The 17704-nt window shown below is 42.5% G+C and carries 15 protein-coding genes; 8 read left to right on the plus strand and 7 right to left on the minus strand.

The window, feature by feature from the left end; all coding sequences use genetic code 11:
* The first annotated feature begins 254 nt into the window (after window positions 1-254).
* Window positions 255-770, plus strand: a complete 516-nt coding sequence (gene fabA / locus AC0SAP_RS03440) for a 3-hydroxyacyl-[acyl-carrier-protein] dehydratase FabA (RefSeq protein WP_094567352.1) — start codon at window positions 255-257, stop codon at window positions 768-770.
* 21 nt (window positions 771-791) lie between these two features.
* Complete coding sequence (gene fabB / locus AC0SAP_RS03445) at window positions 792-2012, plus strand: beta-ketoacyl-ACP synthase I (RefSeq protein WP_109235870.1); 1221 nt, start codon at window positions 792-794, stop codon at window positions 2010-2012.
* A gap of 202 nt (window positions 2013-2214) precedes the next feature.
* Here the strand turns inward: fabB and AC0SAP_RS03450 are convergent, their stop codons facing one another.
* The 7 genes from AC0SAP_RS03450 to rsfS all read right to left on the minus strand — a co-directional run bounded on the left by AC0SAP_RS03450 (window position 2215) and on the right by rsfS (window position 10353).
* Window positions 2215-3879, minus strand: a complete 1665-nt coding sequence (locus tag AC0SAP_RS03450; protein WP_473382949.1) for a glycerol-3-phosphate dehydrogenase/oxidase — start codon at window positions 3877-3879, stop codon at window positions 2215-2217.
* 100 nt (window positions 3880-3979) lie between these two features.
* Window positions 3980-5485 carry a glycerol kinase GlpK gene (glpK, locus tag AC0SAP_RS03455; RefSeq protein WP_473382950.1) on the minus strand — a complete coding sequence of 502 codons (1506 nt, stop codon included), beginning with the start codon at window positions 5483-5485 and terminating at the stop codon, window positions 3980-3982.
* A 254-nt stretch (window positions 5486-5739) separates the two neighbouring features.
* Entirely contained in the window at window positions 5740-6588 is an 849-nt protein-coding gene (locus tag AC0SAP_RS03460) for an MIP/aquaporin family protein (RefSeq protein WP_094566923.1), read from the minus strand.
* A gap of 319 nt (window positions 6589-6907) precedes the next feature.
* Complete coding sequence (locus AC0SAP_RS03465; protein ID WP_473382952.1) at window positions 6908-7834, minus strand: c-type cytochrome; 927 nt, start codon at window positions 7832-7834, stop codon at window positions 6908-6910.
* 3 nt (window positions 7835-7837) lie between these two features.
* The gene (locus tag AC0SAP_RS03470; protein ID WP_094566921.1) at window positions 7838-8482 is read right to left on the minus strand and encodes a c-type cytochrome; all 645 of its coding nucleotides are present in this window, start codon (window positions 8480-8482) and stop codon (window positions 7838-7840) included.
* Between the two features lie 1041 nt (window positions 8483-9523).
* Window positions 9524-9994: a 23S rRNA (pseudouridine(1915)-N(3))-methyltransferase RlmH gene (gene rlmH, locus AC0SAP_RS03475; RefSeq protein WP_094566920.1), complete on the minus strand. Its 471-nt coding sequence runs from the start codon at window positions 9992-9994 to the stop codon at window positions 9524-9526.
* Window positions 9995-10023: 29 nt separating this feature from the next.
* Complete coding sequence (rsfS, locus tag AC0SAP_RS03480; RefSeq protein WP_094566919.1) at window positions 10024-10353, minus strand: ribosome silencing factor; 330 nt, start codon at window positions 10351-10353, stop codon at window positions 10024-10026.
* 129 nt (window positions 10354-10482) lie between these two features.
* Between rsfS and hemL the strand changes: the two genes are divergently transcribed.
* The 6 genes from hemL to AC0SAP_RS03510 all read left to right on the plus strand — a co-directional run bounded on the left by hemL (window position 10483) and on the right by AC0SAP_RS03510 (window position 17468).
* Complete coding sequence (hemL, locus tag AC0SAP_RS03485) at window positions 10483-11766, plus strand: glutamate-1-semialdehyde 2,1-aminomutase (protein WP_473382954.1); 1284 nt, start codon at window positions 10483-10485, stop codon at window positions 11764-11766.
* Window positions 11767-12003: 237 nt separating this feature from the next.
* The gene (gene rpe, locus AC0SAP_RS03490) at window positions 12004-12672 is read left to right on the plus strand and encodes a ribulose-phosphate 3-epimerase (protein WP_094566917.1); all 669 of its coding nucleotides are present in this window, start codon (window positions 12004-12006) and stop codon (window positions 12670-12672) included.
* A 262-nt stretch (window positions 12673-12934) separates the two neighbouring features.
* Window positions 12935-13984 (plus strand): type IV pilus twitching motility protein PilT, encoded by a 1050-nt coding sequence (locus AC0SAP_RS03495; protein WP_473382956.1) that lies wholly within the window; start codon window positions 12935-12937, stop codon window positions 13982-13984.
* A gap of 144 nt (window positions 13985-14128) precedes the next feature.
* A complete protein-coding gene (gene rpmB / locus AC0SAP_RS03500) occupies window positions 14129-14365 on the plus strand; it encodes a 50S ribosomal protein L28 (RefSeq protein WP_094566915.1) in 237 nt (78 codons plus the stop codon).
* A gap of 10 nt (window positions 14366-14375) precedes the next feature.
* Window positions 14376-14531 (plus strand): 50S ribosomal protein L33, encoded by a 156-nt coding sequence (gene rpmG, locus AC0SAP_RS03505; protein ID WP_026879695.1) that lies wholly within the window; start codon window positions 14376-14378, stop codon window positions 14529-14531.
* 177 nt (window positions 14532-14708) lie between these two features.
* Window positions 14709-17468: a valine--tRNA ligase gene (locus tag AC0SAP_RS03510; protein WP_473382958.1), complete on the plus strand. Its 2760-nt coding sequence runs from the start codon at window positions 14709-14711 to the stop codon at window positions 17466-17468.
* Window positions 17469-17704: the final 236 nt, after the last annotated feature.

Genomic DNA, 17704 nt, shown 5'->3' on the forward strand with positions numbered 1-17704 from the left:
AGGAATATCGCAAAATATCGCAAAAATGTCGTAAGAATATTATTAAAAATAGAGGATAAAGTATCCCTGATATGGAATCAGGCTAACTCTTCATCCTTTTTTTAGGTATAATCGCAACTTAGAAATTATTTTAGCTCAACGCTATTTGCGATTGCAGCACGATCGCTAAATGGGACTTCAAAATAGAAACTCCCATGTTGGGCGATAACTCTAACTCTGTACAATTTCATAGGATTTAATTAGACGTGACAAGAATTACAACACAATCAAGCTTCACTTATGATGAGCTTATCGAATGCGCAAAAGGCAACCTTTTTGGAGAAGGAAATGCACAACTTCCGATGCCACCGATGCTGATGATCAGTCGCATTGTCTCCATCACTGAAGATGGTGGTAAATATGGTAAAGGCTCCATCACTGCTGAACTTGACCTTAGTCCTGACCTCTGGTTCTTCCCTTGTCATTTTATTGGTGATAGCGTTATGCCGGGTTGCTTAGGATTAGATGCAATGTGGCAACTTGTTGGATTTTATCTTGGCTGGATGGGCGGAAAAGGTCGTGGACGCGCACTTGGCGCCGGCAATGTAAAATTCACAGGACAAGTTCTTCCATCTGCGAAGAAAATCACTTACAACATCCATATGAAGCGTGTTATTTTAAGATCTTTAACCATGGGTATTGCTGATGCAACGATGGAAGTTGACGGCAAAGAAATCTACGTAGGAGAAGATCTAAAAGTTGGCCTTTTCACGCAGACAGACAACTTTTAATTTTTTGGAGGAATCTTATTCATGAAACGTGTTGTTATAACAGGCCTTGGTATTGTGTCGAGCATCGGCAACAATAAAGATGAGGTCTTACAATCGCTCCTCAATACACAATCTGGAATCAAGTTCTCAGAAGAGATGGCTGAACTTGGTTTTCGCTCGCATGTTCATGGAGCGATCAATATTGATTTAGCATCTCAGATCGATCGTCGTCACTTCCGCTTTATGGCAGATGCAGCGGCTTATGCTTATATTGCAATGAAAGAGGCGATCGAAGACTCAGGCTTAACTGAGGAAGAGGTCTCAAATCCGCGTACAGGTTTGATTGTTGGCTCTGGCGGAGCATCAACTAAGAACCAGATCGATAGTATCGATATTTTACGCAAAAATGGCGCTACAAAGCGTATCGGCCCCTATATGGTAACAAGAACCATGGGATCAACCGTTTCTGCTTGTTTAGCGACACCATTTAAGATCAAAGGTTTGAACTACTCCATCAGCTCAGCATGTGCAACTTCCATCCACTGTATTGGTAATGCTTATGAGCAGATTCAGATGGGGAAACAGGATGTTGTTTTTGCTGGAGGCGGTGAAGAACTCCATCCTTACATGAGCGCAATGTTTGATGCAATGGGCGCTCTCTCTTCAAAATATAATGATCGCCCTTCTGTGGCATCCCGCGCTTATGATAAAGATCGTGATGGCTTTGTGATCTCTGGCGGTGGCGGTATCGTTGTTGTTGAAGAGTTAGAACATGCGCTTAAGCGTGGCGCTAAGATCTATGCTGAAATTACAGGCTATGGTGCAACTTCTGATGGTTACGACATGGTTGCTCCAAGTGGTGAAGGTGCTGAACGTTGTATGCGTATGGCGCTAGAAACGGTCGATGGTGAAATTGATTACATCAATACACACGGCACCTCTACACCCGCAGGCGATATTCCTGAAATGAAAGCGATTGCAAATGTCTTTGGCGATAAAATTCCCCCTATCAGCTCTACAAAATCGTTAACAGGTCACGCACTCGGTGCAGCCGGCGTTAATGAGACGATCTACTGTCTCTTAATGATGCAAAATAACTTCATCACAGAGAGCGCACATATCGATGAAGTTGATCCTGCACTAGTGGACTTCCCGATTGTTCGTAAGCGTATTGATGATGCGAAAATTGATCATATCCTCAATAATGGTTTCGGCTTTGGAGGAACAAACTCCTCACTCGTATTGAGCCGTTATAAAGGTTAGAGCTTGATAAGTGCTTAATGAGAATTCAATGAGAGATGAATCTAAGAGCGTTGCTACTTAAAGACTCTCTCACTCAATAGAAGAAGAGCCCATCTATTAAAGATGGGCTCTCTTTTTTCTATCACTAGCGATCTATTCGCAGATAGGAGTTAAACTTATAGCTAGACTTATAACTAGACTTAAAGCTTAACTTAAAATTTAACTAAAGCACCGGGAAGGCAGCGGTATCTGCTATATATTGATCCACTCGCACCTCCATCGCCTGCTTCTGCTCTTCATCCCAAGCGAAAGCTTCTGCCATCTTCGCAATAACTGCATGCTTTTCCTGCTTAACAGCATCGATATTGAAAAAGAGATTCCCTGTTCGACGAATCAAGAAATCATCAGGATAGAGAATGCCTTCATAATTGAGCGCATACCAGAGTCGAAGTGCCGTAAGCCGCGATAATTCAGGCGTATCTTGGTAGGGAGTTTCTTTAAAGTGATCAAAAAGAATCTTAGAATTTGTCCCGTAATAGCGTGCAATAAAGTGGCTCTCGGCCTCATTTAAACCCGCATCGATTCCATATTGAGTCTGCGCTTTAACATAAGCAGGAAATTGTGCCGATCCTCCCACATCCCCCCCTGACACAGGCAGATGCTTTGTTCGGCAGCCGGCAAAACTTAAATTGTAATCTCGCTTTAAAACGTCACTTAAACGATCGACGATCTCCTCAGCCATATGACGATAGCCCGTTAATTTACCTCCGGCAATCGTTAAAAGACCGGTATCAGATTCCCAAATCTCATCTTTTCGCGAGATCTCCGATGGATTTTTCCCCTCTTCCCAAATAAGCGGGCGAATGCCAGCCCATGAAGATTCAATATGCTCTTTACCTAGTTTGATAGTTGGGAACATATAGTTCACTGCATCTAAGATGTAATCCCGATCTGCCGCTGTTGCAATAGGATGCGCTTTATCGGCCTCATAGACTGTATCCGTTGTTCCGATATAGGTTTTACCATCACGCGGAACTGCGAAGATCATTCGTTTATCATTCTCAGTATCGAAGTAGACCGCTTGTTTAAGAGGAAAGTGTGCTTGATCCACCACTAAATGGATCCCTTTTGTTAAACGTAGATGCTTATTATTGGCCTTCCCACGATCGAGCTTCCGCATCTCATCAACCCAGGGGCCTGTCGCATTGATCACCTTTTTCGCCTTGATCGTAAGAGCGTGATCCGTCACAAGATCAGTTGCTTCTATACCGCTGACGCGGTTTTTATCATCGTAGAGAAAGTGGGTCGCTTTTGCATAATTGAGTACTGTAGCACCCAGCTCTATCGCTTTCTTCATCACCTCAATCGTTAAGCGCGCATCATCTGTACGATACTCAACATAGTAACCGGCACCGATCAATCCCTCTTGCTTTACAAGAGGCGCTTTTTTAATGGTCTCTTCTCGACTCAACATCGTTCGGCGCTCATCCCGTTTTACGCCGGCTAAAAAGTCATACATCATCAGACCGATAGAGGTGGAAAATGGACCAAATGTCCCCCCCTTATGAAGAGGAAGCAACATCCACTCCGGCGTTGTCACATGTGGACCATTCTCATAAACTACGGCTCGTTCACGGCCAGAATTACGGACTACAGAGATCTGTAACTGCTTTAAGTAACGTAAGCCGCCATGAATCAGTTTGGTAGAACGGCTACTTGTCCCGGCAGCAAAATCTTGCATCTCTACTAGAGCGACCTTCATCCCTCTCTGTGATGCATCTAACGCAATTCCGGCACCTGTAATTCCGCCACCAATGACCACAACATCATATGTTTCCGCTTCGAGCTTCTCAATAATTTCTTGTCGATCTAAAGCTGAAAACCTCATAAGTTACTCCTTTTGATACATCACAATGTATCGATATTCAAAATGAGAGAAGCAGTAGATCTTCTACCACTTCTCAAAGATCTATTTTATCGCACTCTGATCACTCGCACGAATCAACTTTAAAAGCTTGGGTTGCTTTAATTGCACACTTCCAGCCGCGATAGAGTCCTTGGCGAGTCTCATCATCCATAACAGGTTGATATTTCTGATCTAAAGCCCAGATCTGATCAATCTCATCTATGGATTCCCAATAACCGACAGCAAGCCCGGCAAGATAAGCGGCACCAAGCGCCGTTGTTTCACTAATCTTAGGTCGATCAACCTCTACCCCTAAAATATCACTCTGGAACTGCATCAAAAAGTTATTGAGGGAAGCGCCACCATCGACTCGTAATGAGCTAAGCTCAAGCCCAGCATCTTGCTCCATCGCTTTTAGAACATCACACGCTTGATAAGCGATCGACTCCAATGTCGCACGGATAAAGTGCTCCTTCTCTGTTCCTCGGGTAATACCAAAGATCGCTCCACGCGCATCGGGATCCCAGTAAGGGGTTCCTAAGCCCACAAATGCCGGCACAACATAGACACCATTGGTGGAATCGACACGATTTGCATATCCTTCAGAGAGATCTGCTCGCTGAAACATTCTCAACCCATCTCTAAGCCATTGTACCGCCGACCCTGCAACGAAGATCGATCCTTCTAGCGCATATTGGACTTTACCATCGATCCCCCATGCTAATGTCGTCAATAGTCCATTATCGGAACGAACCTGCTTCTCTCCTGTATTCATCAACATAAAACAGCCCGTTCCATAGGTATTTTTAGCCATTCCCTCTTTAAAACAGGCTTGCCCAAAGAGTGCTGCTTGCTGATCCCCAGCAGCTCCCGAGATTGTCACCTCTTCCCCAAAAAAGTGTTGCGGTGATGTTGTTCCATAAATTTCTGAGGAGGAGCAGACTTTTGGCAAAATAGATGCCGGCACATTGAGAAGCTCAAGTAACTCTTCATCCCATTTCAGATCATAGATGTTATACATCAAGGTACGACTTGCATTGGAGTAATCGGTCACATGCGCCGCCCCTCCTGTCAATTTCCAGATAATCCAAGTATCGATCGTTCCAAAGAGTAACTCCCCACGTTCTGCACGCTTACGTGCGCCCTCGACTCGATCTAAAATCCAAGCAGCTTTTGTTCCGGAGAAATAGGGATCAATCAATAAGCCCGTCTTTGCTCTAAAGGCCTCTTCATGCCCTGCTTTTCGCAATGAATCACAGATCTTTTCTGTCTGTCTCGATTGCCATACAAGCGCATTATAGATCGGTAACCCCGTTACTTTATCCCAGATAACGGTGGTCTCTCGCTGATTGGTAATACCGATAGTTGCAATCTGCTTAGGACTGATACTATTTTCCGCTAAAACTTCAGTAATTACCGATAAGACAGAGGCCCAAATCTCTGTTGGATCATGCTCGACCCAACCTGGCTGAGGGAATATTTGCCGAAACTCTTTCTGAGATGTCCCTTTGATATTTCCTATTTTATCGAAGATAATTGCGCGGGTACTTGTGGTTCCTTGGTCAATTGCCATTACATACTTTTGCATAGCGGCTCCTTTTATCGATTCTATTATCATGATGAGATCTCAAGCCAATATTATTGCGCGTTAAAGAGCAATCCTCATCACTCTACTCATTACTTTTTTACTTCTTTTACTTCTTTTACTTCTCTTATACTTCTTTCTGCTTCTTTTTTGCTTCTTTTTGTTTTCACTTTCACTTCTATTCTCTCTCGATACCGATCACTATCGATTACTATCACTCACTCTCACTAGTGTCGGTAGAGTAGCGCCTAATACCATTAATATTGATCAGGACTAACCTCCAAAGAGTCTGCTTTTTCCCCTCTTTTTCGAGCATAACGAAGAAGCGCCCACATAGCGCCCACCCCAATCATAAGCCAAATGAGACTCTCAAAAATCCCCATCGTATTACCGGCACCTTCTCGATAGAAGAGTCCGTAGAGCCCTGCTCCTAAAATTGTCCCCACCATTGGCCCTAATACAGGTACAAATGCATATCCCCAGTTTGAATCTGTCTTCCCGGGAATAGGCAGTAATGCATGCATAATTCGAGGCCCTAAATCACGAGCGGGGTTAATCGCATATCCTGTTGTTCCCCCTAAACTAAGACCAATCGCCATAATTAGGAAACCAACAACGACAGGTTGCAATCCACCGGTAAACTCATTAATACCGACAAAAAGAATGGCAAACATTAAAATGGCAGTACCAATAATCTCGGAAATAACGTTATTGGGATAATCCTCAATTGCCGGCGTTGTACAGAAGATATCTCGCTTTGCAATCGCATTTTCTGTCACCGCAAAGTGTGGCTTAAAGTGGCGCCAAACAAGGTATGCCCCTAACATCGCTCCTAACATCTGTCCGATGATATAGCCGATAACATGAACCCAAGGAAACTTTCCGGCAATCGCTAATCCCACCGTTACTGCAGGATTAAAATGCCCACCACTATATTTCCCAACCGCATAGATTGCGAGCATTACGGCAAATCCCCATCCCATAATAATCACAATCCAACCACCACCAGCCGCTTTTGACCGATTGAGGACGACGTTTGCAACAACACCTCCTCCAAAAAGAATCATCACTGCGGTTCCTATCAGCTCTGCTATATAACTTGGCATATTCTCTCCTCTCAATGAATTCATAGATAAATACTCAATCGACCACTAGTTATCGATTCCCCTGAGTCTTTTCCCTCATTTTATTTTTAATACAAATTCAATTTTGTTATTTAAATTTTACTTTCTATAAAGAAACATGGATTAACGATAGCAAAACTGCGGAGCCCCTTCCTGATCTACTTCAAAAATTCCTTATAAATTTCTGCCTAAAATTTCCGCGAAAAAGAGATAAAAAAGGCCCCATAGCTTTAATATCGCTATGGGGCCTTCTCAATCTTTTACTCCTAAAATAGGGCTTGATGGATGTATGATACTTTCTTTAGATACCTTGACCTAAAATCTTGCCATTCACCTCAACACCGTAGAGGTTCACACCATCATTGGCATGATACTTCTCACGAGTCTTCTCTACTGAACCATCAATGATTCGAGGATCTTGGGGGCGTTCATGACTATTCATAAATGCCGCTACATCCCATGCTTCTTGATCAGTTAATGATCCCCCTTTACCTAATGGCATATTAGCCTTGATAAAGTCCGCAGCTGTGTTGATACGATGCATTCCCGCACCCCAGTTGAAGGAGTCTGGTCCCCAAAGTGGTGGGAAGACATAGTGATCATCCACTTTCTGACCTAATCCATCATTACCATGACAAATTGCGCAATTCTCTTTATAGACAATCTCGCCTCGCTCAATGCTATAACCATCCTTCGGTTGAGACACTTCAGGATAGCCACGACCTGGGAGCGATACCCCTGTTGGCGCCCCTTTTGCTAACCAATAGGAATAGGTGATCAATGCAGTCATTGCTTCACTATCTGCCGGTGGCGGGGTTCCATTCATACTAAATTCAAAGCATCCTTGAATTCGCTCCGCATAAGTATTGACCTTATCATTCTTACTACGATAAGCGGGATACATCGTATAAGCACCCCATAATGGCGCAGCATTGGGCATCTTTCCCTGATCCATGTGGCAGTTAACACAATTCATACCATTGCCCACATATTCAGGAACTTGACGTTTTGTATCGATAAAGATCGCCTGCCCTTTACGAATCATGTCACCAAAAGCATTATTAGGAATTTCACTATCACTAGGCGGCTGATGATATGTTTCACCCTCTGCTTTTTTAGGTGCTTGAGGAAGCTGTGATTGATCTTCCATTGAGACAGGTGCTGTCTGTGCTAAGAGCGCTGGTGAAAAGAGAAGTGCCAGCGTCGATGCTATCAAAATCTTTTTCATATCTTATTTCCCCACCGTTCCTAAATTTGAAAAATAGGTCGCAACTGCTTGAATCTCATCTTCATTAAGAGAACGCGCAATATGCCCCATAAGATCATTCTCATCATTCTTACGCGTTCCATTTTTCCATGCATTCATCTGGTTAATAATGTAGAGCTGACTCTGACCTGCTAATTTAGGGAAAGCATCGCCAACACCGACACCGGCAGGGCCGTGACAAGCAATACATTCGGGAATATTGCGGCTCCAATCTCCACGAAGTGCTAATTGGCTCCCAACATCTGTCGGTTGTGTTGAACGAGGAATATTAGGAACATTAGGTGCCGGTAAGTTCTGCATATAGAGCGCCACTTCTGTAATCTCATCTTCAGAAAGCGCTTTTGCAACACCATCCATAACAGGATGTGTGCGGTTCCCCTCTTTAAAATCATTGACCTGCTTTGCAAGATAGACCGCTGATTTTCCGGCAACACTTGGATATCCTGCCGCAGCTAACCCTTCGCCATTCATGCCATGGCATGTCATACAAGCGATGGCCATTGGGTTTTCACCCCCCTTCATATAGATCTTCTCCCCTTCATCTGCATTGCTGACAAACGGCAACAGACTCAAGAGAGAGAGATAAGTCATCTTCTTTATAAACTTCATATTCCCTCTTCTATTTTTGCTCTATAAAATGATCGATATAACAGATTTCACCTCTATTTTTCCGGCACTTTTACCTCTATCGACCATCTAACTTTCAACACTAGATGTTAAAGTTGATCGCGAAAAGGTAAAAGCAACAGAAACCACTAAAAGGCATAAGAATCTGTTATCATCTCTTTTTATCTCTTTTTTATGAGTTTTTATAATTGATTGATAAGTTTTTTGTTTATTAACTACTTATTTATTAACTACTGGTTTATTAACTACTTGTTTAGAAACCACCTACTTACAGGTTACCTATCTATGAGATATCGCTATAAATAGTGTTGCTATAAACGAGTGCTGTTATCTAGTGCTATTATCTAGTGTTGTTATAGATATGGTTGTGAAGATACCGTAGTGATATCAACCGGATATCTTTAAGATTGAATTCTTGCAACTTGAATCTATCAGTGAACAATATCAACCCACAATTTAACGAATAGATATCTCAATGCCAACTCAATGCCAACTCAATACCAATCCAATACTAGCTCAATACCTAATAAACACTTTCTGCATCTAAAATTGCAGCGATTTTTTTTATCATTATAGTTCTCTCTGTTGCTCTCTATATCACAACAGAATTCCCTAATATTACTGATAGGAATGCTTTTAAAAATATGCTCTTTTGCTAAAAAATGAGGATCAATCGATGAAGATCGATCGTAAATCAGAAAAGATATTATATATTTGTCACAATCCTGATCTCAATCATATCAAAAAAAGATAAAAAAGCCTGAATGACCTAATGTCAAACAGGTTATCTCTTTGAAATATAATGTAACTAGCTGTTTTAAAGCTCAATGTTTTGTCAAAAATTTAAGAGAATTGACAATTGAATCGATCCATCAATTAAATGATTGCTTTCCAACACTTTTCATCGAAAATCATCGATCTTTATCTACTTCTATTACTCTTTAATTGTTCTTTGTAATCGCTCTTTGTAATCGCTCTTCGCGACACTCAAAATGTTAGGCTGAGTCTTAAAACTTACATCAACTACTCTCGATGGTAAGGATGATTATTAATAATGCTCCAAGCTCTAAAGAGTTGCTCTGCCACTAAAACCCGCACCATAGGATGGGGTAGCGTTAATTTAGAGAGTGAGATCGATTGTTGAAAAAGCGCCTTAATCTCTGGTGAGAAGCCTTCAGGTCCTCCCACTAAAAGTGCCACATCTTGCCCCGATTGCATCCAGGACTCCAAGCGCTTACTCAGATCCATTGTTGTCATCTCACGACCGACAACATCAAGACCGACGATCAAGGTATTTTTAGGGATCGCCTTTAAGAGCTTCTCCCCCTCCTCTTTAAGGATACGTTTGACATCAGCATTCTTTTTGCGCACGAGTGCCGGCACTTCGATCAGTTTCAATTCAACATCATGTCGAAGGCGCCCGGCATACTCTTCAAATCCCATCTTGACCCAGTTGGGCATATTGCTACCTACAGCAATAAGATAGACAATCATTCTTTCGATTCCTATTTACAGATCCATCTCTATGCATCAGCGCGCATAAAGATCTTTTCGAGATTATAAAAATCACGTTTCTCTTCTGTTAAGAGATGAAGAACGATATCTCCAAAATCGATTAATACCCAATCAGAAGCGGCATTGATACCCTCTACACCGATCGGTTTAATTCCCTCTTTGAGCATTACCTCTTCTGCCTTACGCACTAAAGCTTTAAGGTGTGGCCCTGAGTTTGCAGAGGCGATCACAACCCAATCGGCATAACTCACAAGACCCTCTACATCAAATGCCACAGGATTAATTGCTTTAATCTCATCTAATCCTGTCACTAATTTATCTTTCACTTCAGCGATCATACTTATTCCTTCTGATTAATAACTTCCGCTATTGTAGTGAATTTCCGCCTGTTGAACAAATAGGAATTTAGTTCCATAATAAAGACTCGCTTATTTGTCACATCTAATCTACTAAAGGGACATCAACTTATGAGTCAATTTGACGAATTATATCGCGACGCACAGAAATATATTCCAGGTGGCGTCAACTCCCCCGTTCGCGCTTTTAAACAGGTTGGAGGCGCCCCCGTCTTCTTCAAGAAAGGGGAAGGTGCTTATGTCTATGATGAGGCAGGCAAAAAATATATTGACTATGTCGGCTCATGGGGGCCGATGATTGTAGGTCATGCACATCCTGAAGTGATTGAAGCTGTCATGGAGACGGCAAAAAATGGACTCTCATTTGGAGCCCCTACTGTTTCAGAGACAGTACTTGCTAAAAAGGTATTAGAGCTTGTTCCTTCGATGGATCAGGTTCGAATGGTCAGCTCAGGAACTGAAGCGACCATGAGCGCTATTCGCCTAGCAAGAGGCTATACCGGCCGCGATAAAATCGTAAAATTTGAAGGTTGCTACCACGGACATTCTGACTCTCTATTGGTCAAAGCAGGTTCTGGCCTTCTTACATTTGGAGAGCCCTCTTCTCCTGGTGTTCCTGCTGACTTAACACAACATACCATTGTCATTGAATATAATAACCCAGAAGCAGTAAAAGAGGCTTTTGCAAAGTATGGTGATGAAATTGCTTGCGTTATCGTAGAGCCCATTGCCGGCAATATGAACTGTATTCCACCACAACCAGGTTTTTTAGAGACCATTCGTGAGTGTTGCGACCAACATGGCGCGCTCTTTATTATCGATGAAGTGATGACCGGTTTTCGTGTCGATAAACATTCGGCGCAAGGTCTCTATGGCGTCACCCCCGATCTCTCCACTTTTGGGAAGGTGATTGGTGGCGGCATGCCGGTCGGCGCTTTTGGTGGTAAAAAAGAGATTATGGATCATCTCTCCCCTAATGGAGCTGTCTATCAGGCAGGAACGCTCTCTGGAAACCCCGTTGCGATGGCAGCAGGTATTAAAACCTTAGAGTTGATCTCAAAAGAGGGCTTCTATGAAGATCTCAAAGCGAAGACCGATTATCTCATCGATGGCATCAAAGCCGTTTTCGCTAAACATCAACGCCCACTCTCGACAAATCATGTCTGTGGAATGTTTGGCCTCTTCTTCACCAATGATGAAGTCAAGAGCTATGCTGATGCCACAAAATCGGATATCGACTTCTTCCAGAAGTTCTACCACGGACTTCTTGAAGAGGGGATCTATCTAGCACCTAGCGCATTTGAAGCGGGATTTCTCTCTAGCGCACATAGCTATGAAGATCTTGATGAGACAATTGCGGCAATGGATCGCGTTCTAACGAAAATGGCTCAATAATCATACTTCAATAATCGTGCATCAATAATCATATCGATTGTGTAACAAGCACTTAAATAGAGATAGAGTAAAGGAGCGACGCTACTATTAGCTATCGCTCCTCTTTCTATCTCTTCCCATAAAATGGGACGTATGAAAGATCGATTCTATCTCGATCGCGATACCTCTCTAACAAGTATCTATTTAAAAACATCTATTCAACCAATATCTATCCCCTATTGCTCAGAGGCATACTTTATGAAACAACCTAACTGGATCGCCCCCTCTATCCTCTCCGCCAACTTTGCTAAATTAGGCGAAGAGGTCGATGCGGTTTTAGCTGCGGGCGCTGATATCATCCATTTTGATGTGATGGATAATCATTATGTCGAGAACTTAACTTTCGGACCGATGATCTGTCAGGCTCTTCGAGATTATGGAGTGACAGCGCCTATCGATGTTCATCTAATGGTCTCCCCTGTAGATCGTATGATTGAGGCATTTGCAAAAGCAGGCGCAACCTATATCACTTTTCACCCCGAAGCATCTCTACATGTCGATCGCTCACTACAACTTATCAAATCATTGGGATGCAAAGCAGGTTTAGTCCTCAACCCGGCAACACCCATCTCACTTCTCGATCATGTTTGGGAGTATCTCGATATGGTGTTAGTGATGAGTGTCAATCCTGGATTTGGGGGACAGAAATTTATCCCTTCGAGCTTAGAAAAATTAAAGACTTTACGCGCAATTATTGATGACAAAGGCCTCGATATCCGGCTTGAAGTTGATGGAGGCGTCAACTTGCATAATATTAAAGAGATCTCAGAAGCAGGTGCAGATACCTTTGTTGCCGGCAGTGCAATCTTTAATAGCGGTACAAGCTATCAAGATATTATTGGTAAAATGAAAGCGCAGTTAAAGTAGAGCTTTTAAAAACTTAAGAACTTAACAACTTAAAAAACTTAAGAAACTTAAGAAGCTCTCAAAATGTCTAGCGACTGTTTTATTTTTGCTATTGAGTTATTCCTCTTCTGAATACTGCTTTACTATTTATCAGTAGTTCATCGATAGCCCAACAATAGCATACTAGCAAGCGCGCCATTAAGCATTCCCAAAATGTATGAGGAATCGCTATCTTTACCCCCTCAATATCAGCGTTATCTGAATCTTTTGAGGGGGTTTATTAATGCTTAAAAATCTAATTATTACTGCATTTCAACAAGAAGCTTCCGATCTACATCTCTCTGCTAATCGGCCCGCTTACCTTCGAAAAGGAGGAAAGCTCCTCCCCTTAACGGAGAAAAAGATCTCCAAAGAAGCCTTAACTTCGGCGCTTCTCATGATCCTATCAGAGAGAGAGAAAGAGATACTACAACGCACCGGTGCTATCGATTTTGCTTATACCTTTTATCCTGACAAAAAGAGTGATAAGAATAGAAGCTCTCCTTACCGCCTCAGAGGACACTACTTTCAAAATCTTGGTGGATTAACTGCGATCTTTCGCTTAATTCCCGATAAAATTCGAACGCTTCAAGAGATCTATGCCCCGCCTATCTGTAAGCAACTACTGCAACAAAAGAGTGGTTTAATTCTTATTACTGGCGCAACAGGCTCGGGAAAATCCACGACACTTGCCGCGATGATTGAAGCGGTGAATCGATCGATGGAGAGACATATTATCACTATCGAAGATCCTATCGAACAGCTCTACCGACCTCAAAAATCACTCATTGAGCAGCGTGAATTACATCGTCATACCCCCAATTTTGAAAATGCTTTAAAAAATGCACTGCGAGCAGATCCCGATATTATACTTATCGGCGAATTACGGGATAAAGCCTCCGTTCATCTAGCGCTACAGGCAGCAGAAACGGGTCATCTTGTCCTCTCTACGCTTCACACCAATAGCGCGCCGAAAGCGATCGATCGCCTCTTAAGTTACTATCAAGAGTCGGAACGGGAGATGGTCCGTATTCAACTATCGGAGACACTCCTCGCCGTCATTGCACAACAATTGATCAACATTGAACAAAATATCTTTGCTCTTTACGAGGTGATGGTGATCAATTCCGCGATTTCACACCTTATTCGAGAAAATAAATTAGCGCAAATCACTAGTAATATCGAGACGGGGCGTGAAAGTGGAATGCAAACTTACCGTCAACATCTAGAATTCTTACAAAAAAGTGGTATAATTTCCGACTTGTTAGCCAAAAAGGCACACAATTTACTTTAATCCCGATATTTCTATGAGTGAAAGATCACTCCAATTATTGCAATTGGCTCCGCTTTCCTCTATAATTCGTGGGTTCAGTCCGCACAAAGTTTTTCTAGCTGGCGGCCGGGGTTAATATTACAATTAAGATCAAGGTTATTAAGCATGAGCAAAGTATGTCAAGTAACTGGGAAAGGGCCAATGTCTGGTAATAACGTTTCCCACGCAAACAATAAAACACGTCGTCGTTTCCTCCCTAACCTTCAGGTACATCGCCTTTGGGTTGAGAGCGAGAATCGCTTTGTATCTCTTCGTATCTCTCCAGCTGGTCTTCGTACCATCGACAAAAAAGGGATTGACGCAGTATTAGCAGACCTTCGCGCTAAAGGCGAAAAAATCTAAGGAGTAGGTCATGAGAGAAAAAGTTAAATTAGTATCTTCAGCAGGTACAGGTCATTTCTATACGACCACAAAAAACAAACGTACTACAACTGAAAAGTTAGAGTTCAAAAAGTACGATCCAGTAGTTCGTAAACACGTTCTATACACTGAAGCCCGCTTAAAATAATCCAGTATTAACCGGTCTCAGCAAAAAACTAGCTTTCGAGCTAGTTTTTTTTGCTTTAAAGAAAAGGTATTCCCTCAGTTAGAGGCGACTATAGGTGAAGTTAATGCTATAATTTTGAGTAATTTTATACGCTTATCAACCTCTTTAGAAAACTTTAAAAAACTTTGGAAACAGTAGATGAAACAGAGCTATCAACCAGAACAGATTGAAAAAAAATGGTACCAATTTTGGGAAGAGAACAACCTCTTTAAAGCAAATGGCGATCAGACGAAAGATCCCTACTGTATTGTCATTCCCCCACCGAATATTACCGGCAGCCTCCATATGGGGCATGCATTCCAAGATACGATCATGGATCTTCTGATCCGTTATAACCGAATGCTTGGCAAAAACACCCTTTGGCAGCCGGGAACGGATCATGCCGGAATCGCTACTCAGATGGTGGTTGAACGCCAATTAAATGGTAAAGGACAAACACGCCACGATCTTGGTCGTGATGCTTTTATTGAGAAGATCTGGCAATGGAAAGAGGAATCAGGTGGCAATATCACCCAACAACTTCGCCGCATGGGAGCAAGCCCTGATTGGAGCCGTGAGCGTTTTACTATGGATGAAGGGCTCTCTGATGCAGTACAGAAGGTCTTTATTGAACTCTATAAAGAGGGATTGATCTATCGCGGTAAGCGTCTTGTCAACTGGGATCCTATCCTCAAAACGGCCGTTTCTGATATCGAAGTGGAATCGAAAGAGGAAGAGAGCTCAATGTGGCATCTTCGCTACCCTATTGCCGGCACTGACGAATATATCGTTGTTGCAACCACTCGCCCTGAGACGATGTTAGGCGATAGCGCTGTTGCTGTTCATCCTGAAGATGAGCGTTATGCAAAATATATCGGTAAAATGATCGATCTCCCCTTCTGTGATCGTCAAATTCCGATTATTGCCGATGATTATGTTGATCCTGAATTTGGTACAGGGTGTGTCAAAATTACCCCGGCACACGACTTTAATGACTATGAGATGGGAGTTCGTCATCAATTACCGATGATCAATATCTTCACCGATGATGCAGCAATTAATGATGATATGCCGAAAGCTTATCGCGGACTAGATCGCTTCGATGCTCGTAAAAAGATTGTTGCTGATTTTGAAGAGGCAGGACTCTTAGAAAAAATTGAACCCCATAAGCTGATGATCCCTCGCTGTGATCGGACCAATCAGATTGTTGAGCCCTACCTAACTGACCAATGGTTTGTCGATGCCAAAACATTAGCAAAACCTGCCATTGAAGCTGTTAAAAATAAGGATATTAAATTTATTCCTCAAAACTGGGAAAACACCTACTTTGAATGGATGAATAATATTCAAGATTGGTGTATCTCGCGTCAACTCTGGTGGGGGCATCGTATCCCTGCTTGGTATGATGATGCCGGTAATATCTATGCCGGTAAAGATGAAGCGACTATCCGTGAAGAGTATCAACTCGATCAGTCGGTTCAACTACGTCAAGATGAAGATGTGTTAGATACTTGGTTCTCCTCTGCACTCTGGCCCTTCTCTACATTAGGATGGCCCGATCAGACTGAAGAGCTCAAAACTTTCTACCCCACCTCGGTTCTTGTAACGGGTTTTGATATTATCTTCTTCTGGGTTGCTCGAATGATCATGTTTGGACTCCACTTTATGAAAGAGATCCCCTTTAAAGAGGTCTACTTCCATGGTTTAGTCCGTGACCAAGATGGTCAAAAGATGAGTAAATCTCGCGGAAATGTCCTCGACCCGATCGACTTAATTGATGGTATTGATCTTGAATCTCTGGTTGCTAAACGCACAACAGGCCTTATGCAACCACAGATGGCACCAAGAATTGAAGAAGATACTCGTCGCCACTTCCCCAATGGTATTAAAGCCTTTGGGACCGATGCGCTTCGCTTCACCTTTACCTCACTTGCAACCAATGGCCGCGATATCATCTTTGATGTTGGCCGTATTGAAGGATATTCAAACTTCTGTAATAAGATCTGGAATGCTTCTCGTTTCGTCTTTATGAATGCAGAAGGTGAAGAGGTCCGCAAAGATGAGAGTAAACTCTCCCATATCGACCGCTGGATCAACTCTCGCTTAAGCGCCATGATTAGTGAGGTAAGACGCCATATTGAAGGATATCGTTTCGATCTGGCAACACAAGCGATCTACGATTTTACATGGCATGAGTTCTGTGACTGGTACCTTGAATTGACAAAACCAATTCTCAATGGTGATCATTACAGCAATGAAGAGAAAGCAGCAACTCGCTATAACCTACTCTCGGTATTAGATGCGCTTCTCAAGACGCTTCATCCCTTTATGCCCTATATTAGTGAAGAGATTTGGCAGAAGTTGACAGAGATTGAGCCGAGCTTCAAAGAGAAAGTGAGCATCTCCGTGATGCCATTCCCAGAGGCCAAAGAGCGAGATCTTAAGCTTGAAGCAGAAATTGAGTGGTTACAAAATGTTCTCTTAGCGGTTCGCCGAATTCGAGGCGAGATGAATATCTCTCCAAGCAAAGCATTAGATGTTCTCTATGAGAATGCCTCTGAACAAGATATTGCAAATATTAAGAAAAATATGCCCTTCTTTGAGCGAATGGGACGCCTCTCTAGTATGACACAGGTAGAGGGTGATGCGCCAGAATCAGCAATTGCCGTCATTGGGAAAATGCGCCTGCTGATTCCTCTTGCTGGATTAATTGATAAAGAGCAAGAGCTCAATCGCCTCAATAGAGAGATTGGCAAAATTGAGCCCTTAATCACGGCGCTGAGCAAGAAATTAGCCAACCCTGGCTTTACAGAGAAAGCACCTGCTGCTGTTGTCGAAGGGGAGCGTGCTAAATTACTCGATGCCGAAAATCAATTACAAGAGCTCAAAGCACAATTAGAGAAGATTAAAGCACTCTAATCATCACTCATCTATCGATCACTCTATATTGAGTGCTCTATTGAGGTCGTGATTAGCCGAGCATAAAGGAGAAGAGCAACCGATTAAGGTTGCTCTTTTTTTATGGATCATCTACTCTAAAATCTCTTTAAACACTCTTTAAATACTCTTTAAAGAATATTTAAAGAGTATTTAAAGAGTATTTAACCCCTGCTCAAATAGGGCTTAAATAGAGCTTAAATAAGAATTCAATAGAA

Source organism: Ignatzschineria sp. PL_is040 (genome assembly GCF_055813795.1).